The 23,892-nt window shown below is 36.6% G+C and carries 16 protein-coding genes, 30 tRNA genes and 3 rRNA genes; 47 read left to right on the plus strand and 2 right to left on the minus strand.

Features of this window, described 5'->3' with window-relative positions; genetic code table 11:
* Positions 1-16 precede the first annotated feature (16 nt).
* The 3 genes from mutY (at position 17) to LPC11_RS04780 (ending at position 3,749) form a co-directional block, all read left to right on the plus strand.
* Entirely contained in the window at positions 17-1,060 is a 1,044-nt protein-coding gene (gene mutY / locus LPC11_RS04770) for an A/G-specific adenine glycosylase (RefSeq protein ID WP_023373090.1), read from the plus strand.
* 113 nt (positions 1,061-1,173) lie between these two features.
* A complete protein-coding gene (gene ntdP / locus LPC11_RS04775) occupies positions 1,174-1,716 on the plus strand; it encodes a nucleoside tri-diphosphate phosphatase (protein WP_002452360.1) in 543 nt (180 codons plus the stop codon).
* A gap of 296 nt (positions 1,717-2,012) precedes the next feature.
* The gene (locus LPC11_RS04780) at positions 2,013-3,749 is read left to right on the plus strand and encodes an ABC transporter ATP-binding protein (protein ID WP_231307370.1); all 1,737 of its coding nucleotides are present in this window, start codon (positions 2,013-2,015) and stop codon (positions 3,747-3,749) included.
* 89 nt (positions 3,750-3,838) lie between these two features.
* Here the strand turns inward: LPC11_RS04780 and LPC11_RS04785 are convergent, their stop codons facing one another.
* A complete protein-coding gene (locus tag LPC11_RS04785) occupies positions 3,839-4,933 on the minus strand; it encodes an FUSC family protein (RefSeq protein ID WP_041613605.1) in 1,095 nt (364 codons plus the stop codon).
* A gap of 389 nt (positions 4,934-5,322) precedes the next feature.
* The gene (locus LPC11_RS04790; protein ID WP_023373085.1) at positions 5,323-6,612 is read right to left on the minus strand and encodes a glutamate-1-semialdehyde 2,1-aminomutase; all 1,290 of its coding nucleotides are present in this window, start codon (positions 6,610-6,612) and stop codon (positions 5,323-5,325) included.
* Between the two features lie 79 nt (positions 6,613-6,691).
* On the opposite strand from LPC11_RS04790, the gene bcp reads away from it, so the two are divergent.
* The 44 genes from bcp to LPC11_RS05010 all read left to right on the plus strand — a co-directional run bounded on the left by bcp (position 6,692) and on the right by LPC11_RS05010 (position 23,797).
* Complete coding sequence (gene bcp / locus LPC11_RS04795) at positions 6,692-7,147, plus strand: thioredoxin-dependent thiol peroxidase (RefSeq protein WP_023373083.1); 456 nt, start codon at positions 6,692-6,694, stop codon at positions 7,145-7,147.
* Positions 7,148-7,152: 5 nt separating this feature from the next.
* Positions 7,153-8,103: a phosphoglycerate dehydrogenase gene (locus tag LPC11_RS04800; protein ID WP_023373081.1), complete on the plus strand. Its 951-nt coding sequence runs from the start codon at positions 7,153-7,155 to the stop codon at positions 8,101-8,103.
* Positions 8,104-8,197: 94 nt separating this feature from the next.
* Positions 8,198-8,650, plus strand: coding sequence for a peroxide-responsive transcriptional repressor PerR (gene perR / locus LPC11_RS04805; protein WP_231307371.1), 453 nt, complete (start codon positions 8,198-8,200; stop codon positions 8,648-8,650).
* A 641-nt stretch (positions 8,651-9,291) separates the two neighbouring features.
* Positions 9,292-10,844: ribosomal RNA gene (locus LPC11_RS04810) — 16S ribosomal RNA — on the plus strand.
* Positions 10,845-10,938: 94 nt separating this feature from the next.
* A tRNA-Ile gene (locus LPC11_RS04815) sits at positions 10,939-11,015 on the plus strand.
* Between the two features lie 17 nt (positions 11,016-11,032).
* Positions 11,033-11,108: transfer RNA gene (locus LPC11_RS04820), tRNA-Ala, on the plus strand.
* A gap of 163 nt (positions 11,109-11,271) precedes the next feature.
* Positions 11,272-14,193: ribosomal RNA gene (locus tag LPC11_RS04825) — 23S ribosomal RNA — on the plus strand.
* Positions 14,194-14,263: 70 nt separating this feature from the next.
* Positions 14,264-14,378 (plus strand): 5S ribosomal RNA (gene rrf / locus LPC11_RS04830).
* The 16S, 23S and 5S rRNA genes sit together here with 30 tRNA genes alongside, the layout of an rRNA operon.
* Before the next feature lie 9 nt (positions 14,379-14,387).
* Positions 14,388-14,463 (plus strand) — tRNA-Val (locus LPC11_RS04835).
* Between the two features lie 6 nt (positions 14,464-14,469).
* Positions 14,470-14,545, plus strand: a tRNA-Thr gene (locus tag LPC11_RS04840).
* Positions 14,546-14,551: 6 nt separating this feature from the next.
* Positions 14,552-14,627: transfer RNA gene (locus tag LPC11_RS04845), tRNA-Lys, on the plus strand.
* A gap of 8 nt (positions 14,628-14,635) precedes the next feature.
* Positions 14,636-14,717: transfer RNA gene (locus LPC11_RS04850), tRNA-Leu, on the plus strand.
* Positions 14,718-14,720: 3 nt separating this feature from the next.
* Positions 14,721-14,795 (plus strand) — tRNA-Gly (locus tag LPC11_RS04855).
* An 8-nt stretch (positions 14,796-14,803) separates the two neighbouring features.
* Positions 14,804-14,892, plus strand: a tRNA-Leu gene (locus LPC11_RS04860).
* Positions 14,893-14,906: 14 nt separating this feature from the next.
* Positions 14,907-14,980 (plus strand) — tRNA-Arg (locus LPC11_RS04865).
* A gap of 9 nt (positions 14,981-14,989) precedes the next feature.
* Positions 14,990-15,063: transfer RNA gene (locus tag LPC11_RS04870), tRNA-Pro, on the plus strand.
* A gap of 22 nt (positions 15,064-15,085) precedes the next feature.
* Positions 15,086-15,161, plus strand: a tRNA-Ala gene (locus LPC11_RS04875).
* 24 nt (positions 15,162-15,185) lie between these two features.
* Positions 15,186-15,259 (plus strand) — tRNA-Met (locus LPC11_RS04880).
* 27 nt (positions 15,260-15,286) lie between these two features.
* Positions 15,287-15,360: transfer RNA gene (locus LPC11_RS04885), tRNA-Ile, on the plus strand.
* A 9-nt stretch (positions 15,361-15,369) separates the two neighbouring features.
* Positions 15,370-15,459 (plus strand) — tRNA-Ser (locus LPC11_RS04890).
* Positions 15,460-15,469: 10 nt separating this feature from the next.
* Positions 15,470-15,545, plus strand: a tRNA-Asp gene (locus LPC11_RS04895).
* Between the two features lie 32 nt (positions 15,546-15,577).
* A tRNA-Ser gene (locus LPC11_RS04900) sits at positions 15,578-15,667 on the plus strand.
* A gap of 20 nt (positions 15,668-15,687) precedes the next feature.
* Positions 15,688-15,761, plus strand: a tRNA-Met gene (locus tag LPC11_RS04905).
* 10 nt (positions 15,762-15,771) lie between these two features.
* Positions 15,772-15,847, plus strand: a tRNA-Asp gene (locus tag LPC11_RS04910).
* A gap of 14 nt (positions 15,848-15,861) precedes the next feature.
* A tRNA-Phe gene (locus LPC11_RS04915) sits at positions 15,862-15,934 on the plus strand.
* A gap of 8 nt (positions 15,935-15,942) precedes the next feature.
* Positions 15,943-16,018 (plus strand) — tRNA-Thr (locus LPC11_RS04920).
* A 6-nt stretch (positions 16,019-16,024) separates the two neighbouring features.
* A tRNA-Tyr gene (locus tag LPC11_RS04925) sits at positions 16,025-16,108 on the plus strand.
* Between the two features lie 7 nt (positions 16,109-16,115).
* Positions 16,116-16,189 (plus strand) — tRNA-Trp (locus LPC11_RS04930).
* 2 nt (positions 16,190-16,191) lie between these two features.
* A tRNA-His gene (locus LPC11_RS04935) sits at positions 16,192-16,264 on the plus strand.
* An 11-nt stretch (positions 16,265-16,275) separates the two neighbouring features.
* Positions 16,276-16,347 (plus strand) — tRNA-Gln (locus LPC11_RS04940).
* Positions 16,348-16,352: 5 nt separating this feature from the next.
* Positions 16,353-16,426, plus strand: a tRNA-Cys gene (locus tag LPC11_RS04945).
* A 12-nt stretch (positions 16,427-16,438) separates the two neighbouring features.
* Positions 16,439-16,513: transfer RNA gene (locus LPC11_RS04950), tRNA-Gly, on the plus strand.
* 13 nt (positions 16,514-16,526) lie between these two features.
* Positions 16,527-16,601 (plus strand) — tRNA-Gly (locus LPC11_RS04955).
* Positions 16,602-16,613: 12 nt separating this feature from the next.
* A tRNA-Gly gene (locus LPC11_RS04960) sits at positions 16,614-16,688 on the plus strand.
* Between the two features lie 12 nt (positions 16,689-16,700).
* Positions 16,701-16,775: transfer RNA gene (locus tag LPC11_RS04965), tRNA-Gly, on the plus strand.
* A gap of 37 nt (positions 16,776-16,812) precedes the next feature.
* Positions 16,813-16,895 (plus strand) — tRNA-Leu (locus tag LPC11_RS04970).
* Positions 16,896-17,061: 166 nt separating this feature from the next.
* On the plus strand, positions 17,062-18,126 hold the full coding sequence (locus tag LPC11_RS04975) for a PTS sugar transporter subunit IIC (protein ID WP_023373077.1): 1,065 nt from the start codon (positions 17,062-17,064) through the stop codon (positions 18,124-18,126).
* Positions 18,127-18,303: 177 nt separating this feature from the next.
* On the plus strand, positions 18,304-19,704 hold the full coding sequence (locus tag LPC11_RS04980) for an ABC transporter substrate-binding protein/permease (RefSeq protein WP_374101325.1): 1,401 nt from the start codon (positions 18,304-18,306) through the stop codon (positions 19,702-19,704).
* Positions 19,697-20,419, plus strand: a complete 723-nt coding sequence (locus tag LPC11_RS04985) for an amino acid ABC transporter ATP-binding protein (RefSeq protein ID WP_023373073.1) — start codon at positions 19,697-19,699, stop codon at positions 20,417-20,419. The genes LPC11_RS04980 and LPC11_RS04985 overlap by 8 nt, the downstream gene beginning before the upstream one ends.
* Positions 20,420-20,674: 255 nt before the next feature.
* Positions 20,675-21,808: a tRNA epoxyqueuosine(34) reductase QueG gene (gene queG, locus LPC11_RS04990; RefSeq protein WP_023373071.1), complete on the plus strand. Its 1,134-nt coding sequence runs from the start codon at positions 20,675-20,677 to the stop codon at positions 21,806-21,808.
* Complete coding sequence (trmL, locus tag LPC11_RS04995; RefSeq protein ID WP_023373069.1) at positions 21,805-22,275, plus strand: tRNA (uridine(34)/cytosine(34)/5-carboxymethylaminomethyluridine(34)-2'-O)-methyltransferase TrmL; 471 nt, start codon at positions 21,805-21,807, stop codon at positions 22,273-22,275. Before queG ends, trmL begins: the two co-directional genes overlap by 4 nt.
* Positions 22,276-22,454: 179 nt before the next feature.
* On the plus strand, positions 22,455-23,054 hold the full coding sequence (locus LPC11_RS05000) for a 6-phosphogluconolactonase (protein WP_023373067.1): 600 nt from the start codon (positions 22,455-22,457) through the stop codon (positions 23,052-23,054).
* Between the two features lie 27 nt (positions 23,055-23,081).
* Positions 23,082-23,261, plus strand: a complete 180-nt coding sequence (locus tag LPC11_RS05005; RefSeq protein ID WP_002466824.1) for an SAS053 family DNA gyrase inhibitor — start codon at positions 23,082-23,084, stop codon at positions 23,259-23,261.
* A 143-nt stretch (positions 23,262-23,404) separates the two neighbouring features.
* Positions 23,405-23,797 (plus strand): hypothetical protein, encoded by a 393-nt coding sequence (locus tag LPC11_RS05010; protein ID WP_023373063.1) that lies wholly within the window; start codon positions 23,405-23,407, stop codon positions 23,795-23,797.
* The last annotated feature ends 95 nt before the right edge of the window (positions 23,798-23,892 follow it).

The following is a 23,892-nucleotide window of genomic DNA, read 5'->3' on the forward strand; positions in this document are numbered from 1 at the left end:
GTAGGAAAGGAAATATATGTATTTAGTAGACAATTTTAAAACGAATATGATGCAATGGTTTAATCAAAATCAACGCTCTATGCCTTGGCGTGAAACGACGAATCCATATTATATATGGTTAAGTGAAGTCATGTTGCAACAAACTCAAGTTAAAACAGTTATTGATTATTATGATAGATTTATACAACGCTTCCCTACTATTGCTGATTTAAGTGAGGCACATGAAGATGAAGTTCTCAAATATTGGGAAGGATTAGGATATTATAGTCGTGCGCGTAACTTTCATCATGCAATCAAAGAAGTTCAACATGATTATCAAGGTATTGTGCCATCGGATCCTGAACATTTTAAATCTTTAAAAGGCGTTGGTCCCTATACACAAGCAGCGGTTATGAGTATAGCATTTGACCATCCACTCCCTACAGTTGATGGGAATGTATTTAGAGTTTGGTCTAGACTTAATAATGATAGTAGAGATATAAAACTGCCATCTACACGTAAAGCATATGAAGAAGAATTATTACCATATGTGCAAGAAGAAGCTGGCACGTTTAACCAATCTATGATGGAACTAGGCGCTTTAATTTGTACACCTAAAAATCCGCTTTGCATGTTTTGTCCTGTACAAGAAAACTGTGAGGCATACGATAAAGGAACCGTATTAGATTTACCAGTTAAAACTAAGAATGTTAAAAAGAAAACGATTGATCAAAGTGTTTTTCTAATTCGTAATAGTCGTGGTGAATATTTATTAGAAAAAAGACAAGAAAGATTATTAAATGGTATGTGGGAATTCCCAATGTTTGAAACATCTCATGCGATTGACCAAATATCAAAGCAATTAAACCACCAGATTGAGCCTATATCTGAACCTATTTTTAAATTGAAACATCAATTTACACATTTAACATGGCAAATTAAGGTTTATAGCGTACCAGAAGAACTTGAGATTGAAGCAGCATCTTTACCAGTTAATATGATATGGTTTGATTTAGAACAACGCGACCAATTTACTTTCCCAGTACCTATGGCTAAGATTTATCAATTCATTGTAGGGTAACTATCAGAAAATAAATGAATTTAAAGCATAAATTTAATTGCATCAAAGTTCAGAAGTACTTTATAAATATGATATAATCTAAATGGTTAAAAAGTATAAAGGTGGTGTGGAGTATGGTAAAAGAATCCATACCTAAAGAAGGACAAGATATAAAGATACAAAGTTATAAGCATGATGGTAATATCCATCGTGTATGGTCTGAAACAACTATTTTAAAAGGTACTGATCATGTTATTATCGGTGGTAACGATCATACACTAGTAACAGAAAGTGATGGACGTACATGGATTACTAGAGAACCAGCGATTGTATACTTTCATTCAGAATACTGGTTTAATGTCATTTGTATGTTCCGTGAAGACGGCGTCTACTACTATTGTAACTTGTCTTCACCGTTTGTATGTGATGAGGAAGCTTTAAAATATATAGACTATGATCTTGATATTAAAGTTTATCCTAATGGTAAATATCATTTATTAGATGAAGATGAGTATGAACAACATATGAATCAGATGAACTACCCTCATGATATAGATGTTATATTGAGACGTAGTGTGGATATTTTACAACAATGGATTGAACAGAAAAAAGGACCGTTCGCACCAGACTTTATTAAAGTATGGAAAGAGCGATATAAGAAAATTAGAGATTATTAAGCAAATAAGGTGTAAAACATATAGAGATGGTTTATATTATTCAATATTGCATTGGATTATTTAAAAAAGATAATTTGATATGAACCAATCTCTATCAACATAGCTAAACTTGATAATCATATCATTCAGAGGTTGAGATATGTATGTAAATTACCGTAGAATAACATCCATTAACTTTTTTCTAATTAAAAGAGATAGTTGTGATGAATTGTTATTCAAAAGGTATTTACCGTATCCAACCTCTGTTCAATTTTAAATAAATCAAAATTAAATAAAAAGTGGGGGGATTACCAAAAATGATTAGACGATATTTAGAATTTGTAAAACCATACAAATATCGAATCATTGCTACAATAATTGTTGGTATTATTAAATTCGGTATACCGATGTTAATTCCATTACTTATAAAATATGCGATTGATGGTGTTATTAACAATCACTCCCTAAGCGCTAGTGAAAAATATTCACATTTAGCAATTGCCATTGGTATAGCTTTATTTATCTTTTTAATTGTAAGACCACCAATTGAATTTATAAGACAATATTTAGCACAATGGACAAGTAATAAAATTTTATATGATATTCGTAAACAGTTATATAATCATTTACAAGCATTAAGTGCTCGATTTTATGCCAACAATCAAGTTGGACAAGTAATATCACGAGTAATTAATGACGTGGAACAAACTAAAGATTTTATCTTAACAGGTCTTATGAACATTTGGTTAGATTGTATTACAATTATTATTGCTTTAACGATAATGTTCTTCCTTGATGTTAAATTAACATTTGCAGCAATATTTATATTCCCATTTTATATTTTAACTGTATATTTCTTCTTTGGAAGATTAAGAAAGTTAACTAGAGTTAGATCTCAAGCATTAGCAGAAGTGCAAGGCTTTTTACATGAACGTGTTCAAGGTATGTCTGTTATCAAAAGCTTCGCTATTGAAGATAATGAAGCACAAAATTTTGATAATCGAAATCAAAACTTTTTACAAAAAGCTTTCAAACATACAAGATGGAATGCATATTCATTTGCAGCAATTAACACTGTAACTGATATTGGTCCAATTATAGTAATTGGTGTAGGTGCATATTTAGCCATAAGTGGATCTATTACAGTAGGTACTTTAGCCGCATTTGTTGGATATCTTGAACAATTGTTTGGACCTTTAAGACGTTTAGTTTCATCATTTACTACCCTTACACAAAGTTTCGCTTCAATGGATCGTGTATTTCAATTAATTGATGAAGATTATGACATTAAGAATGGTGTAGGTGCACAACCTATTGAGATTAAACAGGGTCAAATTGAATTAAAACATGTAAGTTTCAAATATAATGAAAATGAACAAGAAGTTTTAAAAGATATTAATCTTACAATAAATAAAGGAGAAACAGTTGCTTTTGTAGGTATGAGTGGTGGCGGTAAATCTACCTTAATCAACCTAATACCACGATTTTATGACGTTACTGATGGTGAAATACTAGTTGACCAACATAATATTAAAGACTTCTTAACAGGTATCCTTAGAAATCAAATCGGTTTAGTTCAACAAGATAATATATTATTTTCTGATACTGTGAAAGAAAATATTTTATTAGGTCGACCTGATGCGACAGATGATGAAGTTGTTGAAGCGGCTAAAATGGCAAATGCTCATGATTTTATTATGAATTTACAAGATGGATATGACACTGAAGTAGGGGAACGCGGTGTCAAATTATCAGGTGGTCAAAAACAAAGACTATCAATAGCGCGAATTTTCTTAAATAATCCACCAATACTTATATTAGATGAAGCAACAAGTGCATTAGACTTAGAAAGTGAAGCAATTATTCAAGAAGCGCTTGATGTGTTAAGTAAGGACCGTACTACGTTAATCGTGGCACACCGATTATCAACAATCACACATGCAGATAAGATTGTAGTGATGCAAAATGGACAAATTGTCGAAACGGGCACACATCAAGAATTAATTGATAAAAAAGGTGCATACGAACACTTATACAGTATTCAAAATTTATAAATATGACAAAGAAGAGCTTAAAGCATTTTAGTGCTTTAAGCTCTTCTTTCTGTTTGGATTGGATATTTATTGCTAACCATCTTTGTGAATTATAAATCAAAATCTTCATCAGCGATATCAATATCAGAATCAGAACGGTGATATGTGAAGAAACTTATACGTAAACGATCTAAATGTTCTAGATGATATCGATACTCTTCAATAGCTGCGATGATTTGCATAATATTAGCATATGAATAATGCGTTTGATATGGATTGTGGATTAATTCATTTTGAAAGGCATCCATTAAATCTTTCTTTTGAGGGTTATCAACTTCATATTGAAATTGAGCCACATTATATTTTGCTTTTTTAGATAAACTTTTTAAAATTTGTTCATGGAAAGCAATAAGTGAATCCAATTCTAATTTAATCTGTAATAATAATTGATTATTTAGTTGATGTAAGTCATTTTGATAACGTGACATTCTATTTAACACTTCATAAGCTAATCTAGTCGTTCTTACTACTTCTTTGAATAAAATTTTCTTTCGATATTGTGCGTGGATATGCTTTTTAAATAGTGGTCTTTCTTCGTGATAAAAATTATAAATCTGCTCTAATTTATTGATTCTTGTATTGAGCTGATCGCCATCTTGTTTAATATTATGAAATTCAGACGTATCATTTAATACGAGCTTAAACCATACAAATATATCAGATGAAATGTTAGCAGAATTATAATAGATTTTCGTTTCGAATTTAGGAGGCAAGAATAACAAGTTCACAATCGAAGAACTTAGTACACCAATCATGACTAAAACAAATCTAAAGAAAGCGGCAACATAGAAAGACCCAGTATGTTGTCCCATAATGATTAATGCAGTTACACTTGCTAATGTAGCAACATGGGCTAAGTTAAATCTAAATAATATTGCGATTAATAATATAACTGTTACACCCATAATAATGAAATTATCACTAAAGATAGTCACCATAGTGACAGCCAATAACGCACCAATTATGTTACCTATAGCTTGGTCTGAAACTGTTTTTATCGACTTATAGACACTGGGTTGCATAGCAACAACAGCACTGACGCCGGCTAATGATTTAAGACCAATATTATCAGGTAGTAAAGAAGCGATAGACATAGCTAAAATTATTGCTATACCAGTTTTTAAAATCCGAGCTCCAAGTCTCAAAAATAGCGCTCCTTTTAAGTTTTATTGAATATAATAATAAATTCGTATTCATTATTGTTATACACTGACAGACAATAAATTTCAAGTGAATATCAGCATTACTCATGACAATTAAATTGCATTAACAATGGCGTTAATTTTAATAATGAAAGCAGCTAAATTATAAGAAGTAAGACAGCCAGTACTTAATATGCTATAAATGTACAATTTCATATGTACAAAAGATAATTTATTTTCAATTAGGCATAGTCTGATAAACCGAAAATATATTGAATAATATAAATAAAATCCAAGACAAAGGTTATGTCTTGGATTAATAAAAGGCGTCTCAAAAGCAGGATTATAGGTAGAGACCCATTTGTCATAGCCTCTTGAATAATAACCAAAAATTATTTCATTTGACTAAACGCATAATCAGCTGCTTTAAGTGTTTGATCAATGTCTTCTTCAGTATGTTCTGTAGTTAAGAACCAAGCTTCGAATTTAGAAGGAGCTAAATTAATACCTTGGTTAAGCATTAATTTAAAGAATTTAGCAAAAGCCTCACCATCTGAATTTTCTACTTGTTCGTAATGCGTAATCTTTTCATCAGTAAAGTACAATGTGAGAGAACCATATATACGATTTATTGTTGCAGTGATTTGATGTTTTTCAATTAATTGTAATAGACCGTCTTCTAATCGTTTGCCTAACTTATCTAACTTCTCGTAAACACCTTTTTGTTCTAAAACTTCAAGTAATGCAATACCTGCTTTCATCGATAATGGGTTACCAGCCATAGTACCTGCTTGATAGGCTGGACCAAGTGGCGCTACATGTTCCATTATATCTTGTCGGCCACCATAACCACCGATTGGTAAGCCACCACCTACAATTTTACCAAAAGCAGTTAAATCAGGGATGACACCAAGTAAGTCTTGAGCAGCACCATAATGAAATCTGAACGCTGTAATGACTTCATCATAAATGACTAAACTATTGTTTTCGTGAGTAATACGGTTAACTTCTTCTAAAAAGCCTGGTTCCGGCATTACCATACCAAAGTTACCTACTATTGGCTCTACTAAAACGGCAGCAACGTCGTCACCCCAGTGATTAATTGCTTCTTTGTATGATTCAATATCGTTAAATGGTACAGTAATCACTTCTTTAGCAACGCTTTCTGGGACCCCTGCAGAATCAGGAGAACCAAGTTGTGAAGGACCACTACCAGCGGCAACTAGTACTAAATCTGAATGACCATGATATGAACCGGCAAATTTAATGATTTTATTTCGCTTAGTATAGGCACGTGCAACTCTTATAGTAGTCATGACAGCTTCAGTACCAGAGTTTACAAATCTAATTTTTTCAAGAGAAGGAATGGCTTCTCGCAATTTCTTACTAAAATCAATTTCTAATTCAGTAGGTGTTCCATATAATACACCTTTAGCAGCTTGCTCTTGGATTGCTTTTGTAATATGAGGATGGGCGTGACCAGTAATGATTGGGCCATATGCTTGTAAATAGTCTATAAATTTGTTGCCATCTACATCATATAAATAAGCCCCTTTACCTTCTTTCATAACTACTGGTGCACCACCACCAACTGCTTTATAAGAACGGGATGGAGAGTTTACGCCACCTAAAATATATTCATTCGATAATTCCTGAAGTCGTTCACTTTCAGTAAAGTTCATATTATCAACCTCTTTTAATTTAATATTGTCGTTTATTATCGTATCATAAAATTAACTTAATGAAGAAACAGGTGATTAAATGTTAAAAAAAGGAGATCAATTTCCAGAATTTTCATTAGAAAATCAAAATGGAGAACGCATTACTAATGAAACGATAAAAGGCCAAGTGACAATATTATATTTCTATCCTAGAGATAATACGCCAACTTGTACTACAGAAGCTTGTGATTTTCGAGATAATATTGAAATGTTTAATGATTTGAATGTGAATATCTATGGTGTGAGCGGTGATTCTAAGAAAAAGCATCAAAATTTTATAGAGAAACATAAGCTTAACTTTGATTTACTCGTTGACCAAGATTATCAACTTTCAAATGAAGTCGGTGTATATCAATTAAAAAAATCATTCGGTAAAGAAAGTATGGGTATAGTTCGAACAACGTTTGTTATAGATGAGCAAGGCATAGTGAAAGATGTTATTGAAAAAGTAAAAGTTAAGACCCAAATTGAAGCGCTAAAAAACATTTTGGAGTGATATAGATGAAAGTAGTTAGTCTGTTTAGATTAGGAGAGTTAGAAGATAAATTAATAGAAACATTTCCACAGGTAGAATTTAAATTTATTAAGAAAGCTAAAAATATACCAAATGAAGACAGACAATCACTCGATATTTTAATTGGATATGATGGAAATTTAGATGAAACATTTTTAAAGGATTGCCCAAATCTTAAGTGGATTGCTTGGTATGCTACTGGTGTTAATGCTTTACCATTAACATATATTAAGGAACATAATATTAAGTTAACTAATAGTAGGGGAGTACAAGCAAAACAACTATCTGAATTTATCATTGCATTTATATTAGATGATTATAAGAAAATGAGAACATCTTATATTAATCAACAAAACAAAATATATGATTCGAAAATGACAGGCAGAAGATTAAATGGTGATTGTATATTGTTTTTAGGCACAGGAGCAATCGCACAACGAACAGCAAAGTTAGCGAAAGCTTTTGATATGAAGGTTATAGGTGTAAGTAAATCAGGGGAACAGAAAAAATGGTTTGATGAAGTACACAAAATTGAATATCTAAGTGACTTATTAGAAAAAGGCGATATAGTAATCAATAGTTTGCCAGAAACAAATGAAACGATTCATCTATTAAAATATGAAGACTTTGAAAAAATGAAAGCAAGTGCAATGTTTATTAATGTCGGTAGAGGTACAATAGTTGAGGAAGATACATTGATTAAAGCATTAAGTAATAATGAAATCAGACATGCTTACTTAGATGTATTTGAAAAAGAGCCATTAACACCAGATAACACATTATATGATCTAGATAACGTAACTATTACTGCGCATATTACTGGAAATGATTATAGTATTAATGAGGACGTTACAAAAATATTTATTAAAAACTTGGAGCATTTTCTCAATTATAATAACGTAATTGAGAATGAAGTGGATCTAGAAAAAGGATATTAATGAAAATACAACTGTTTTATTGACATTTGTAAATTGTAACAGTTATATTAGTATTAAGTAATAATCATTATTAACTAGAAAGATGGTGAAAAAAATGAGCGCGGAATTAGAATCAATAGAACATGAACTTGAAGAATCAATTGCGTCTTTAAGAAAAGCTGGTATTTGTATAACACCTCAAAGACAAGCAATTTTGAAATTCATGATTTCTTCAAAAACACATCCTAGTGCCGACGAAATTTATCAAGCACTTTCACCAGATTTTCCTAATATAAGTGTTGCGACAATATATAATAATTTAAGAGTATTCAAAGATATAGGCATTGTAAAAGAGCTCACATACGGTGATGCGTCAAGTCGTTTTGATTTCAATACTCACAATCATTACCATATTATTTGTGAAAAATGCGGTAAAATAGTTGACTTCCATTATCCACAATTAGACGAAGTGGAACAGCTAGCACAACATGTTACTGAATTTGACGTAACACATCATCGAATGGAAATTTATGGAATATGTAAAGAATGCAAAGATAAAGAAAAATAGGCATCGTTTATTCATGAAGATAAATCAAAAGTAAATAATAAGTATAAAACCATGTTTGATTCGATAATAGTCAAACATGGTTTTTATTACTTTAAAAAGAAGAAAAGTGAAGTAATTGTTTTTATATGAATACATGTATATATACAATGCTCTTAGAAAAGTTAAGTTAGATACGGAAGAACGGATAGTATGCAATAAGGATTACACTTTAAAAACATATAATTCACTTTAAATAAAAATTAGGTATACTTCGAGTAAATTTTTACAAATTAAATAGTTGAAATGCGTTGACGTTAATATAATTACTTGGTAATATATAAAAGTCGTCAAAACGATATTAACTATTTGAAAAGATTTCATTAACTTTTTAAAGTAAATGTTGATAAAGTGTAATTTTGACTATTGAACTTTCAATTCAAACATTATATTATAGATTTTGTTGAGTCATTAATAACAAAGTTCTTAAAAAAGAATTTAAATTTATTGTTGACTTCATAAAACAAACACGATATAATAAGACATTGTAAGTGAAAAAACGAACATTGAAAACTGAATGACAATATGTCAACGTTAATTCCAATAATGTAACGAAAGTTGCAACAATTAATTTAGTTTTATGAGCTAATCAAACATCATAATTTTTTATGGAGAGTTTGATCCTGGCTCAGGATGAACGCTGGCGGCGTGCCTAATACATGCAAGTCGAGCGAACAGATAAGGAGCTTGCTCCTTTGACGTTAGCGGCGGACGGGTGAGTAACACGTGGATAACCTACCTATAAGACTGGGATAACTTCGGGAAACCGGAGCTAATACCGGATAACATATTGAACCGCATGGTTCAATAGTGAAAGGCGGCTTTGCTGTCACTTATAGATGGATCCGCGCCGTATTAGCTAGTTGGTAAGGTAACGGCTTACCAAGGCAACGATACGTAGCCGACCTGAGAGGGTGATCGGCCACACTGGAACTGAGACACGGTCCAGACTCCTACGGGAGGCAGCAGTAGGGAATCTTCCGCAATGGGCGAAAGCCTGACGGAGCAACGCCGCGTGAGTGATGAAGGTCTTCGGATCGTAAAACTCTGTTATCAGGGAAGAACAAATGTGTAAGTAACTGTGCACATCTTGACGGTACCTGATCAGAAAGCCACGGCTAACTACGTGCCAGCAGCCGCGGTAATACGTAGGTGGCAAGCGTTATCCGGAATTATTGGGCGTAAAGCGCGCGTAGGCGGTTTTTTAAGTCTGATGTGAAAGCCCACGGCTCAACCGTGGAGGGTCATTGGAAACTGGAAAACTTGAGTGCAGAAGAGGAAAGTGGAATTCCATGTGTAGCGGTGAAATGCGCAGAGATATGGAGGAACACCAGTGGCGAAGGCGACTTTCTGGTCTGTAACTGACGCTGATGTGCGAAAGCGTGGGGATCAAACAGGATTAGATACCCTGGTAGTCCACGCCGTAAACGATGAGTGCTAAGTGTTAGGGGGTTTCCGCCCCTTAGTGCTGCAGCTAACGCATTAAGCACTCCGCCTGGGGAGTACGACCGCAAGGTTGAAACTCAAAGGAATTGACGGGGACCCGCACAAGCGGTGGAGCATGTGGTTTAATTCGAAGCAACGCGAAGAACCTTACCAAATCTTGACATCCTTTGACCGCTCTAGAGATAGAGTCTTCCCCTTCGGGGGACAAAGTGACAGGTGGTGCATGGTTGTCGTCAGCTCGTGTCGTGAGATGTTGGGTTAAGTCCCGCAACGAGCGCAACCCTTAAGCTTAGTTGCCATCATTAAGTTGGGCACTCTAAGTTGACTGCCGGTGACAAACCGGAGGAAGGTGGGGATGACGTCAAATCATCATGCCCCTTATGATTTGGGCTACACACGTGCTACAATGGACAATACAAAGGGCAGCTAAACCGTGAGGTCAAGCAAATCCCATAAAGTTGTTCTCAGTTCGGATTGTAGTCTGCAACTCGACTACATGAAGCTGGAATCGCTAGTAATCGTAGATCAGCATGCTACGGTGAATACGTTCCCGGGTCTTGTACACACCGCCCGTCACACCACGAGAGTTTGTAACACCCGAAGCCGGTGGAGTAACCATTTATGGAGCTAGCCGTCGAAGGTGGGACAAATGATTGGGGTGAAGTCGTAACAAGGTAGCCGTATCGGAAGGTGCGGCTGGATCACCTCCTTTCTAAGGATATATTCGGAACATCTTCGTAGAAGATGAAGGAATAACATTGACATATTGTATTCAGTTTTGATTGTTTGTTTTACAAATAATTAATGGGCCTATAGCTCAGCTGGTTAGAGCGCACGCCTGATAAGCGTGAGGTCGGTGGTTCGAGTCCACTTAGGCCCACCATTAATTAATAGTTATATGGGGGCTTAGCTCAGCTGGGAGAGCGCCTGCTTTGCACGCAGGAGGTCAGCGGTTCGATCCCGCTAGTCTCCACCATTATAATTGTACATTGAAAACTAGATAAGTAAGTAAAATAGATTTTACCAAGCAAAACCGAGTGAATTAGAGTTTTAAAGCTTGAATTCATAAGAAATAATCGCTAGTGTTCGAAAGAACACTCACAAGATTAATAACGCGTTTCCTGTAGGATGGAAACATAGATTAAGTTATTAAGGGCGCACGGTGGATGCCTTGGCACTAGAAGCCGATGAAGGACGTTACTAACGACGATATGCTTTGGGGAGCTGTAAGTAAGCGTTGATCCAGAGATTTCCGAATGGGGAAACCCAGCATGAGTTATGTCATGTTATCGATATGTGAATACATAGCATATCAGAAGGCAGACCCGGAGAACTGAAACATCTTAGTACCCGGAGGAAGAGAAAGAAAAATCGATTCCCTGAGTAGCGGCGAGCGAAACGGGAAGAGCCCAAACCAACAAGCTTGCTTGTTGGGGTTGTAGGACACTCTATACGGAGTTACAAAAGTATATATTAGACGAATCATCTGGAAAGTTGAATCAAAGAAGGTAATAATCCTGTAGTCGAAAATATATACTCTCTTGAGTGGATCCTGAGTACGACGGAGCACGTGAAATTCCGTCGGAATCTGGGAGGACCATCTCCTAAGGCTAAATACTCTCTAGTGACCGATAGTGAACCAGTACCGTGAGGGAAAGGTGAAAAGTACCCCGGAAGGGGAGTGAAAGAGAACTTGAAACCGTGTGCTTACAAGTAGTCAGAGCCCGTTAATGGGTGATGGCGTGCCTTTTGTAGAATGAACCGGCGAGTTACGATTTGATGCAAGGTTAAGCAGCTAATGTGGAGCCGTAGCGAAAGCGAGTCTGAATAGGGCGTTTAGTATTTGGTCGTAGACCCGAAACCAGGTGATCTACCCTTGGTCAGGTTGAAGTTCAGGTAACACTGAATGGAGGACCGAACCGACTTACGTTGAAAAGTGAGCGGATGAACTGAGGGTAGCGGAGAAATTCCAATCGAACTTGGAGATAGCTGGTTCTCTCCGAAATAGCTTTAGGGCTAGCCTCAAGTGATGATTATTGGAGGTAGAGCACTGTTTGGACGAGGGGCCCTTCTCGGGTTACCGAATTCAGACAAACTCCGAATGCCAATCAATTTAACTTGGGAGTCAGAACATGGGTGATAAGGTCCGTGTTCGAAAGGGAAACAGCCCAGACCACCAGCTAAGGTCCCAAAATATATGTTAAGTGGAAAAGGATGTGGCGTTGCCCAGACAACTAGGATGTTGGCTTAGAAGCAGCCATCATTTAAAGAGTGCGTAATAGCTCACTAGTCGAGTGACACTGCGCCGAAAATGTACCGGGGCTAAACATATTACCGAAGCTGTGGATTGTCCGTAGGACAATGGTAGGAGAGCGTTCTAAGGGCGTCGAAGCATGATCGCAAGGACATGTGGAGCGCTTAGAAGTGAGAATGCCGGTGTGAGTAGCGAAAGACGGGTGAGAATCCCGTCCACCGATTGACTAAGGTTTCCAGAGGAAGGCTCGTCCGCTCTGGGTTAGTCGGGTCCTAAGCTGAGGCCGACAGGCGTAGGCGATGGATAACAGGTTGATATTCCTGTACCACCTAGTATCGTTTTAATCGATGGGGGGACGCAGTAGGATAGGCGAAGCGTGCTATTGGATTGCACGTCCAAGCAGTAAGACTGAGTGTTAGGCAAATCCGGCACTCATAAGGTCAAGCTGTGATGGGGAGAGGAAATTGTTTCCTCGAGTCGTTGATTTCACACTGCCAAGAAAAGCCTCTAGATAGATAACAGGTGCCCGTACCGCAAACCGACACAGGTAGTCAAGATGAGAATTCTAAGGTGAGCGAGCGAACTCTCGTTAAGGAACTCGGCAAAATGACCCCGTAACTTCGGGAGAAGGGGTGCTCTTTAGGGTTAACGCCCAGAAGAGCCGCAGTGAATAGGCCCAAGCGACTGTTTATCAAAAACACAGGTCTCTGCTAAACCGTAAGGTGATGTATAGGGGCTGACGCCTGCCCGGTGCTGGAAGGTTAAGAGGAGTAGTTAGCTTCTGCGAAGCTACGAATCGAAGCCCCAGTAAACGGCGGCCGTAACTATAACGGTCCTAAGGTAGCGAAATTCCTTGTCGGGTAAGTTCCGACCCGCACGAAAGGCGTAACGATTTGGGCACTGTCTCAACGAGAGACTCGGTGAAATCATAGTACCTGTGAAGATGCAGGTTACCCGCGACAGGACGGAAAGACCCCGTGGAGCTTTACTGTAGCCTGATATTGAAATTCGGCACAGCTTGTACAGGATAGGTAGGAGCCTTTGAAACGTGAGCGCTAGCTTACGTGGAGGCATTGGTGGGATACTACCCTAGCTGTGTTGGCTTTCTAACCCGCACCACTTATCGTGGTGGGAGACAGTGTCAGGTGGGCAGTTTGACTGGGGCGGTCGCCTCCTAAAAGGTAACGGAGGCGCTCAAAGGTTCCCTCAGAATGGTTGGAAATCATTCATAGAGTGTAAAGGCATAAGGGAGCTTGACTGCGAGACTTACAAGTCGAGCAGGGTCGAAAGACGGACTTAGTGATCCGGTGGTTCCGCATGGAAGGGCCATCGCTCAACGGATAAAAGCTACCCCGGGGATAACAGGCTTATCTCCCCCAAGAGTTCACATCGACGGGGAGGTTTGGCACCTCGATGTCGGCTCATCGCATCCTGGGGCTGTAGTCGGTCCCAAGGGTTGGGCTGTTCGCCCATTAAAGCGGTACGCGAGCTGGGTTCAGAACGTCGTGAGACAGTTCGGTCCCTATCCGTCGTGGGCGTAGGAAATTTGAGAGGAGCTGTCCTTAGTACGAGAGGACCGGGATGGACATACCTCTGGTGTACCAGTTGTCGTGCCAACGGCATAGCTGGGTAGCTATGTATGGACGGGATAAGTGCTGAAAGCATCTAAGCATGAAGCCCCCCTCAAGATGAGATTTCCCAACTTCGGTTATAAGATCCCTCAAAGATGATGAGGTTAATAGGTTCGAGGTGGAAGCGTGGTGACACGTGGAGCTGACGAATACTAATCGATCGAAGACTTAATCAAAATTTATGTTTTGCGACGCAAAATCATTTTACTTACTATCTAGTTTTGAATGCATAACACATTCCATTTGTCTGGTGACAATGGCAAGGAGGTCACACCTGTTCCCATGCCGAACACAGAAGTTAAGCTCCTTAGCGCCGATGGTAGTCGGACTAACGTTCCGCTAGAGTAGGACGTTGCCAGGCAAATATACTGGAGAATTAGCTCAGCTGGGAGAGCATCTGCCTTACAAGCAGAGGGTCGGCGGTTCGAACCCGTCATTCTCCACCATTTATAGCCGGCCTAGCTCAATTGGTAGAGCAACTGACTTGTAATCAGTAGGTTGGGGGTTCAAGTCCTCTGGCCGGCACCATCTTTAGAGCCATTAGCTCAGTTGGTAGAGCATCTGACTTTTAATCAGAGGGTCAGAGGTTCGAATCCTCTATGGCTCACCATTTTAATAGCGGGTGTGGCGGAATTGGCAGACGCACTAGACTTAGGATCTAGCGCCTTACGGCGTGGGGGTTCGACTCCCTTCACCCGCATATGCAGAAGTAGTTCAGCGGTAGAATACAACCTTGCCAAGGTTGGGGTCGCGGGTTCGAATCCCGTCTTCTGCTCCATTATTAGTGCCGGGGTGGCGGAACTGGCAGACGCACAGGACTTAAAATCCTGCGGTGAGAGATCACCGTACCGGTTCGATTCCGGTCCTCGGCACCATCTAATTTTAATATGCGCCCGTAGCTCAATTGGATAGAGCGTTTGACTACGGATCAAGAGGTTATGGGTTCGACTCCTATCGGGCGCGCTTATTCTACGGGAAGTAGCTCAGCTTGGTAGAGCACTTGGTTTGGGACCAAGGGGTCGTAGGTTCGAATCCTGTCTTCCCGATAGCAACAATTATTATATATATGGGGGCTTAGCTCAGCTGGGAGAGCGCCTGCTTTGCACGCAGGAGGTCAGCGGTTCGATCCCGCTAGTCTCCACCATATTAAATTTACAAACTAGATAACGGCGGTGTAGCTCAGCTGGCTAGAGCGTACGGTTCATACCCGTGAGGTCGGGGGTTCGATCCCCTCCACCGCCACTACTATTAGTTGTAAGATTATATTTAGGACCTTTAGCTCAGTTGGTTAGAGCTAACGGCTCATAACCGTTCGGTCGCAGGTTCGAGTCCTGCAAGGTCCATATAATTTTGGAGGAATACCCAAGTCCGGCTGAAGGGATCGGTCTTGAAAACCGACAGGGCCTTAACGGGCCGCGGGGGTTCGAATCCCTCTTCCTCCGTTTTATATTTGGTCTCGTAGTGTAGCGGTTAACACGCCTGCCTGTCACGCAGGAGATCGCGGGTTCGATTCCCGTCGAGACCGCCATTTTAATTTAATAGCAATTTACCTATAATCATGGAGGAATACCCAAGTCCGGCTGAAGGGATCGGTCTTGAAAACCGACAGGGCCTTAACGGGCCGCGGGGGTTCGAATCCCTCTTCCTCCGTTTTTATTATTTATTATTATCGCGGGATGGAGCAGTTCGGTAGCTCGTCGGGCTCATAACCCGAAGGTCGGTGGTTCAAATCCGCCTCCCGCAATACATATTTTGGTCTCGTAGTGTAGCGGTTAACACGCCTGCCTGTCACGCAGGAGATCGCGGGTTCGATTCCCGTCGAGACCGCCATTACATTTTATTATGGTTCAGTAGCTCAGTTGGTAGAGCAATGGATTGAAGCTCCATGTGTCGGCAGTTCGACTCTGTCCTGAACCATTTCACAAGCCGGCCTAGCTCAATTGGTAGAGCAACTGACTTGTAATCAGTAGGTTGGGGGTTCAAGTCCTCTGGCCGGCACCATCTCTTGGAGGGGTAGCGAAGTGGCTAAACGCGGCGGACTGTAAATCCGCTCCTTCGGGTTCGGCAGTTCGAATCTGCCCCCCTCCACCATCTAAATAGGGGCATAGTTCAACGGTAGAATAGAGGTCTCCAAAACCTTTGATGTGGGTTCGATTCCTACTGCCCCTGCCATGGCGGTTGTGGCGAAGTGGTTAACGCATCGGATTGTGGTTCCGACACTCGAGGGTTCGATTCCCTTCAACCGCCCTTATTATTAATGGGCTATAGCCAAGCGGTAAGGCAACGGACTTTGACTCCGTCACGCGCTGGTTCGAATCCAGCTAGCCCAGTTATTGGCGGCATAGCCAAGTGGTAAGGCAGAGGTCTGCAAAACCTTTATCACCGGTTCAAATCCGGTTGCCGCCTCCAGGTTTATATTAAGCGGGAGTAGTTCAACTCTTAGAACACGTTCCTTCCCGGAACGAGGTATAGGTGCAAGTCCTATCTTCCGCTCCATATTTTATATTAAGCGGGAGTAGTTCAACTCTCAGAACACGTTCCTTCCCGGAACGAGGTATAGGTGCAAGTCCTATCTTCCGCTCCAATTTTATATTAAGCGGGAGTAGTTCAACTCTCAGAACACGTTCCTTCCCGGAACGAGGTATAGGTGTAAGTCCTATCTTCCGCTCCAATTTTATATTAAGCGGGAGTAGTTCAACTCTTAGAACACGTTCCTTCCCGGAACGAGGTATAGGTGTAAGTCCTATCTTCCGCTCCAATATTACTTCCAAGTGGAAGTTTTTTCTTTATATTGAGCCGGCGTGGCGGAATTGGCAGACGCGCGGGACTCAAAATCCCGTTCCTTTTTGGAGTGTCGGTTCGATCCCGACCGCCGGTATAAAATAGATAAAGTCTAAGGAAAAGTGGTATTTGTGTAAACACATTTACCACTTTTTTTATATCAATATAGTTCTGTTATAGAGTTAAAAGTATCTTTATCATATTTAGTTTGTATCATTTTGTAATATGATAAATGATAATTTTATTATGCTTGGAGGTTCATTATGAGTAAAATTAGTACTAAAATGGGTGGTAAAGTATTCTTTAGTAATATTCTAAATGCAGTAGGTGCAGGTGTTGTCATTGCCTTATTACCAAATGCTTTATTAGGTGAATTACTTAAATTTTTTAAAGATGGTAATGAGCTCTTAGAAACTATTTTTCGCCTCGTTACAGTTATACAGTCTTTTATGGCATTTATAGTAGGTGTTTTAGCAGCTCATCAATTTAAATTCAATGGTTCAGGTGCTGCTATTGTTGGTACTTCTGCAATGTTAGGTTCCGGCGCAATTGTATTTAATAATCAAGGTATTATGATTAAAGGTGTCGGGGATATCATCAATATTATTTTAGTTGTGATTGTTGCCTGTTTTTTATATTTATTATTCCAAGGGAAACTCGGTTCATTTGAAATGATCATTTTACCAGTTTTAATTCCAGTTGTTAGTGGAACTATTGGTATGATGACCTTACCATATGTTCAAGTCGTTACACATACAATTGGTAAATTGATTAATTCATTTACTGACCTTAATCCATTAACGATGTCAATTCTAATAAGTGTGACTTTCTCTTTACTTATGGTTACACCAATTTCATTGGTAGCCATTGCTACTGCGATAGGTTTAACTGGATTAGGTAGTGGTGCGGCCAATATGGGTATTGTTGCTGCATGTGTTACATTTTTATTTGGATCTTTAAGAGTTAATTCTATTGGAGTCAATTTGGTATTGCTTATTGGTGCAGCAAAAATGATGATACCTGTTTATTTAAAACATTTAATAATAGCCATTCCGTTAATCATTAATGGTATTGTTACTGGTATCATTGCTTATTTCATAGGTATCAAAGGTACACCTCTATCTGCAGGTTTTGGATATACTGGACTTGTTGGACCTATAAACGCTTTAAATCGCATGCCTGGAGATCAAATGACAAATATTATCATGCTATTTGTAGGGTACTTTATTATTCCATTTATCAGTGGATTTATAGTACATGAGTTATGTAAAAAGTTTATACATTCATATAATGATGAAATATATAAATTTGAAATTCCTAAAGATTAAACAAATTCTCAGTGTAGTCGTTACGGCTACACTTTTTTTATGGTATTTAAAAATAAATATTGCATATTAATGTAATAATTTGTATAATAATGAATATTATAAAGGAGGGTTGCTTTAATGAAATATTTTATTAAAGTATTTTTGGTATTTTTAATCATAGTAGGTTCAACATTAACAATGAAACAACCCAATATTAATGCTGAAGAAAATGATACAAATTGGCAAAAAATTAAAGAGAGTGGAGAACTTCGTGTTGGCTTATCAGCTGATTATGCACCGATGGAATTTGAAAAGAATGCAAATGGAAAAACTGAATATGCTGGTGTCGATATAGAGTTAGCTAAGAAAATAGCTAAAGATAATCATCTCAAACTGAAAATTATTAATATGCAATTTGATAGTTTACTAGGTGCGCTTAAAACTGGAAAAATTGATATTATTATTTCTGGAATGACAACGACACCTGAACGTGAAAAAGAGGTAAGCTTTACTAAACCGTATATGATGACTAATAATATTATGTTAGTAAAGAAAAATGAAAAAAATCACTTAAAATCTATTAGTGATTTTAAAGATAAAAAAATTGCAGTTCAAAAAGGCACAGATCAAGAAAAAATAGCTAAGACAGAAATTGAAAATGCAGATATTACTTCATTAAATAAATTACCAGAAGCTATCTTATCTGTGAAAAGTGGTAAAGCTATAGGAGCTATTCTTGAAAAGCCTGTAGCAGAAGCATACATAAAACAAAACCCTGAACTTGCATTTTCAGATGTGAAGTTTAATGAAGAAAAGAAACCAACTTGTATTGCAGTACCTAAAAATTCACCAATTCTATTAAAAAAATTAAATCAGACAATCAATGAAGTTAATGATAAAAATTTAATTGATAAGTATATGACTAAAGCAGCGAATGATATGCAAGATGATGGCAATTTTTACACAAAATATAAAAGTTTCTTTATAAAAGGATTAGAAAATACAATTTTAATTTCATTTATTGGTGTAGTATTAGGAGCTATTTTAGGCGCGTTTATCGCACTAATGAAATTAAGTAAATTTAAACCATTATCTTGGATTGCTTCAATATATATAGAATTCTTAAGAGGTACACCATTATTAGTACAAGTTTTCATAGTATTTTTTGGTACTACTGCAGCACTTGGACTAGATATTTCTGCTTTAATTTGTGGAACAATTGCGTTAGTTATAAACTCATCAGCATATATTGCAGAGATATTTCGTGCGGGTATTAATTCCATCGATAAAGGACAAACAGAAGCTGCACGCAGTTTAGGTTTGAGTTACAACCAAACGATGAAATCAGTTATTATGCCACAAGCTATTAAGAATATTTTACCAGCATTAGGTAATGAATTTGTTACGTTGATTAAAGAATCATCAATTGTATCAACAATAGGTGTTGGAGAAATTATATTTAATGCACAAGTGGTTCAGGGTATTTCATTTGATCCTTTTACACCATTATTGGTGGCAGCAGGAATGTACTTTATTCTAACCTTTGCATTATCACGCATCATGAACTTTATAGAAGGGAGAATGAAAGCCAGTGATTAAAATTCAAAATTTAAATAAAAAATTTGGTAACAATGAAGTATTAAAAGACATTAATTTAGATATTAAAAAAGGTGAAGTCGTAGCTATCATTGGCCCATCAGGTAGTGGGAAAAGTACTTTATTAAGATGTATGAATTTATTAGAAACACCCACTAAAGGTCATGTCATATTTGAAGGAAACGATCTAACAAAAAAAGGTGTTCAATTAGAGCAATTAAGACAAAAAATGGGCATGGTGTTTCAAAACTTTAATTTATTTCCTCATAAAAAGGTTAAGGAAAATATTATGTTAGCGCCAAAATTGTTAAAAAAGAATGATAATTCAACTCTAAATGAGCAAGCGATTGAATTACTAGATAAGGTAGGATTAAAAGATAAAGCAGATGTTTATCCTAATCAACTTTCCGGTGGACAAAAGCAAAGAGTTGCGATAGCAAGAGCATTAGCTATGCACCCAGATGTTATTTTATTTGATGAACCGACATCGGCACTTGATCCTGAAGTAGTTGGGGATGTTTTAAAAGTTATGAAGGATTTAGCAAAAGAAGGAATGACGATGGTGGTCGTTACACATGAAATGGGATTCGCAAAAGATGTCAGTGATAAAGTAATATTTATGGCAGATGGCGTTGTTGTTGAAGCAGGTACACCACAGGAAATATTTGAAAAACCACAACATGAAAGAACTAAAAATTTCTTATCTAGAGTATTATAAATATAAAAAATTAAAATTAAATTGTGAAAGTCTGAGGATGTTAATTTCTCAGGCTTTCATTTTTGATATACTAACAGTCAATTGTTACCTGTATTTAATGGTTAACGTTGTAAGAATAAATTGATTAAATTGAATAAATATTAAATGACGTAGTAAAGTCTATGTCTTACATACTTTTAATCAATAATCATACATCACTATTTATTCATATGTTAAAATAACAAGAGTATATTTTTATAATGTGGGGGCAGAATCTTGGATGTAAAGCAGTTAAAAAAAGATATCATTGATTACGCACATACAATTGGTATTGACAGTATTGGTTTTACAACTGCCGATCCATTTGATGAATTGAAACAAAAGCTAGAAGATTATCATTCAAAAGGATATGCATCAGGGTTTGAAGAATCTGATATAGCATTGAGAACGGAACCTAAATTAAGCTTACCGACAGCGAGATCTATAATTGCGATAGCAGTTGGCTATCCCAATAAACTCAAAGGGGCTCCTAAAAGTGTACGTGGAGATAGGCGTGGAATGTTTGCACGTGCGTCATGGGGGCAAGATTATCATACAATTATGAGAAAACGGTTGGATCAATTGGGTACATATATCCAATCAAAAGTACCTGATGTTGAAATTAAGTCGATGGTTGACACTGGAGTATTATCAGATAGAGCGGTAGCTGAACGTGCAGGGCTCGGTTTTGCAGGACGAAATGGTTTTATTATTAATCCTGATTTAGGCACATGGACCTATCTAGGTGAAATGCTTGTTAGTATACCATTTGAACCAGATGATCCTATTTTAGATAGTTGTGGAGATTGTACCATTTGCGTTGATAGATGTCCTACAGGTGCTTTAGTTGGCAACGGCCAATTAAATAGTCAAAAATGTATTAGCTTTTTAACTCAAACTAAAGGTTATTTAGATGATGAATACAGATATAAAATCGGCAATCGACTATATGGTTGTGACACTTGCCAACAAGTTTGTCCTAAAAATAAAGGCATCAATACAGAACATGATGACATTATTTTAGAACCTGAAATTTTGAAACCTAGATTAGTCCCATTATTACAAATGAGTAATAAAGAATTTAAAAATACATATGGTCATTTAGCAGGTGCGTGGAGAGGTAAAAAACCTATACAACGTAATGCCATATTAGCTTTAGCACATTTTAATGAAACAAGTGCTATACCTGATTTAAAAGATGTTGCATTAAATGACCCTAGACCTATGATAAGAGGGACTGCATATTGGGCAATTGGTCAAATTGAAGGTGAGAATGCACGTGATTTTATTCATACACATTATGAAAATGAAATTGAAGAAGTCCAAGTTGAAATGTTAAAAGGCTTGGAGATGAGGAGAGAAAGTAAATGACAAACCATATTGTATTATTTCAACCTGAAATCCCTGCAAATACTGGTAATATAGCTAGAACTTGTGCTGGTACCAATACGCACTTACATTTGATTAAACCACTTGGATTTAGTACAGATGATAAGATGTTAAAAAGAGCAGGATTAGATTACTGGGAACATGTTAATATTACATATCACGAAGATATAGAATCATTTTTTGAATCTACAGAAGGCGAATACTATTTGTTAACAAAATTTGGTAAGCAAATATATAGTGATTTTGATTTTTCTGATACGAACAATAATCATTATTTTATTTTTGGTAGAGAAACAACTGGATTACCAGATTGGGTCAAAGATAAGTATCAAGATACTGCATTAAGAATTCCAATGAGTGATAAAATTCGTTCATTAAATCTTTCTAATACTGCAGCGTTATTGATTTACGAAGCTTTAAGACAACAATCATTTTCAGGTCTATCATAAGAAAAATGTTTGAAATTCAAAGTAGATGAACAAAAAGTTGGCTACATGTTATATTAATTGATAAGAAAATAGTATTCTATAATCATAGGTTAGTTTGAACGATAAATAATTAGGGTATAAATGAATTAATATTAACCATACTATTCTATGTAAGCAAACTAAGAGGAGTGTATTTTAAAATGGCAATGAACTTTAAAGTATTTGAAGATAAACAAAGAGTAGCTGAATATACAGCAGACATTTTGAGAAAACAATTTAATAACAACCCAATGACTATCGCAGGTGTTCATTTAACAAAAGATCATGCACCTGTATTAGATGAATTAAAAAAGAATGTTGATTTACATGCAGTTGATTTCAGTCAAATTAATATTTTAGATTATGATAAAAATCAATCATATTATGAAGCGTTAGGTGTACCACAAAGCCAAATTTATTCATTATCATATAACCAAGATGCTAATGACTTTATTTCAGATAAAATTAAAACGAAAGAAAATAAAGGTAAATTAGTATTACAAGTAGTTTCAATTGATGAAAATGGTCATTTAGATGTAAGTGTAAGACAAGGTTTACTAGAAGCACGCGAAATCTTCTTAGTTGTTACTGGTAGTAATAAACGTGAAGTAGTCGAAAAATTATATAACGAAAATGGAAAATCTAACTTTGAACCTGCAGACTTAAAAGCGCACCGTATGGTTAACGTTATTTTAGATAAAGAAGCAGCAGCTGGATTACCTGAAGACGTGAAAGAATACTTCACAGCTCGCTTTGCATAAAGAATAAGTGAGAAAGAGGTTATCTATATGACTCAAAATAAAGATTCTAAAACAAATTACCATGAAGAAGAAAATGCAATGGTAACCGATTTAGATGATTTAAAAGACTTAGGAAAAGAAATGGAACAAATTTCTGAAGAAAATGATGAAGAAAAATTAAATCAATCTCATGATTCAGATGTTCGTTCTGATTTAGATCAAGATTAAATATTTGCTCTTGTAATAGTAAAAGTACTATTGCAAGAGTATTTTTATATAGAGAAAGCAAAATAATTTTTTAATGGAAGTAATCCATCAATTCTTGCATTATGGTATGATATTGAAGAATCATGTTTAAAAGGAGATTACATATGCTAGGGAAGTATTGGAAATATTTAATGATCGCAACTGTTATTGTAAGTTTAATTTCAATCAAGGCATTTCCATTAGCACTAGGCGCACTATACTTGCCAGTTTTATTTAAAATAGTACAATTACAGTTAAATCTTTCTAATGGTTTAATTGATGATGTCAGTGCTCAAACATTTATAAAAAGTAATCAATCAGGCATTATTATCAGCGTTATTTGCTGTTTAGCTATAACAGGTATTTTAATGTATACATTAGATGGGTTTTATAATAGCTTAACAGGTATTTTAAGTATATTAATTAAAATAAGTCCATTTACGATTGTAATTAGTGCGATTTTATATATTTTAACAGCAATCGCAACTGTTCAAGCAACAAAACATAAATTTCAATAATATATAATTAAACTCTAGTTTTCTACTGAATTTATATTAGTAACTAGAGTTTTTTTATACAAAAATATATGTAAACGTTTTACTTCTAAATTGAT

This window comes from Staphylococcus sp. HL28 (assembly GCF_021117155.1).
In the GTDB taxonomy this organism is placed as follows: domain Bacteria; phylum Bacillota; class Bacilli; order Staphylococcales; family Staphylococcaceae; genus Staphylococcus; species Staphylococcus warneri.

Coding starts and splice junctions, on each gene's coding strand:
- bcp (WP_023373083.1), top strand. CDS start 6,692: ATGTTAAAAAAAGGAGATCAATTTCCAGAATTTTCATTAGAAAATCAA.
- LPC11_RS05010 (WP_023373063.1), top strand. CDS start 23,405: ATGCTAGGGAAGTATTGGAAATATTTAATGATCGCAACTGTTATTGTA.
- LPC11_RS04800 (WP_023373081.1), top strand. CDS start 7,153: ATGAAAGTAGTTAGTCTGTTTAGATTAGGAGAGTTAGAAGATAAATTA.
- ntdP (WP_002452360.1), top strand. CDS start 1,174: ATGGTAAAAGAATCCATACCTAAAGAAGGACAAGATATAAAGATACAA.
- perR (WP_231307371.1), top strand. CDS start 8,198: ATGAGCGCGGAATTAGAATCAATAGAACATGAACTTGAAGAATCAATT.
- LPC11_RS04790 (WP_023373085.1), bottom strand. CDS start 6,612: ATGAACTTTACTGAAAGTGAACGACTTCAGGAATTATCGAATGAATAT.
- trmL (WP_023373069.1), top strand. CDS start 21,805: ATGACAAACCATATTGTATTATTTCAACCTGAAATCCCTGCAAATACT.
- LPC11_RS04975 (WP_023373077.1), top strand. CDS start 17,062: ATGAGTAAAATTAGTACTAAAATGGGTGGTAAAGTATTCTTTAGTAAT.
- mutY (WP_023373090.1), top strand. CDS start 17: ATGTATTTAGTAGACAATTTTAAAACGAATATGATGCAATGGTTTAAT.
- LPC11_RS04780 (WP_231307370.1), top strand. CDS start 2,013: ATGATTAGACGATATTTAGAATTTGTAAAACCATACAAATATCGAATC.
- LPC11_RS05000 (WP_023373067.1), top strand. CDS start 22,455: ATGGCAATGAACTTTAAAGTATTTGAAGATAAACAAAGAGTAGCTGAA.
- LPC11_RS05005 (WP_002466824.1), top strand. CDS start 23,082: ATGACTCAAAATAAAGATTCTAAAACAAATTACCATGAAGAAGAAAAT.
- LPC11_RS04980 (WP_374101325.1), top strand. CDS start 18,304: ATGAAACAACCCAATATTAATGCTGAAGAAAATGATACAAATTGGCAA.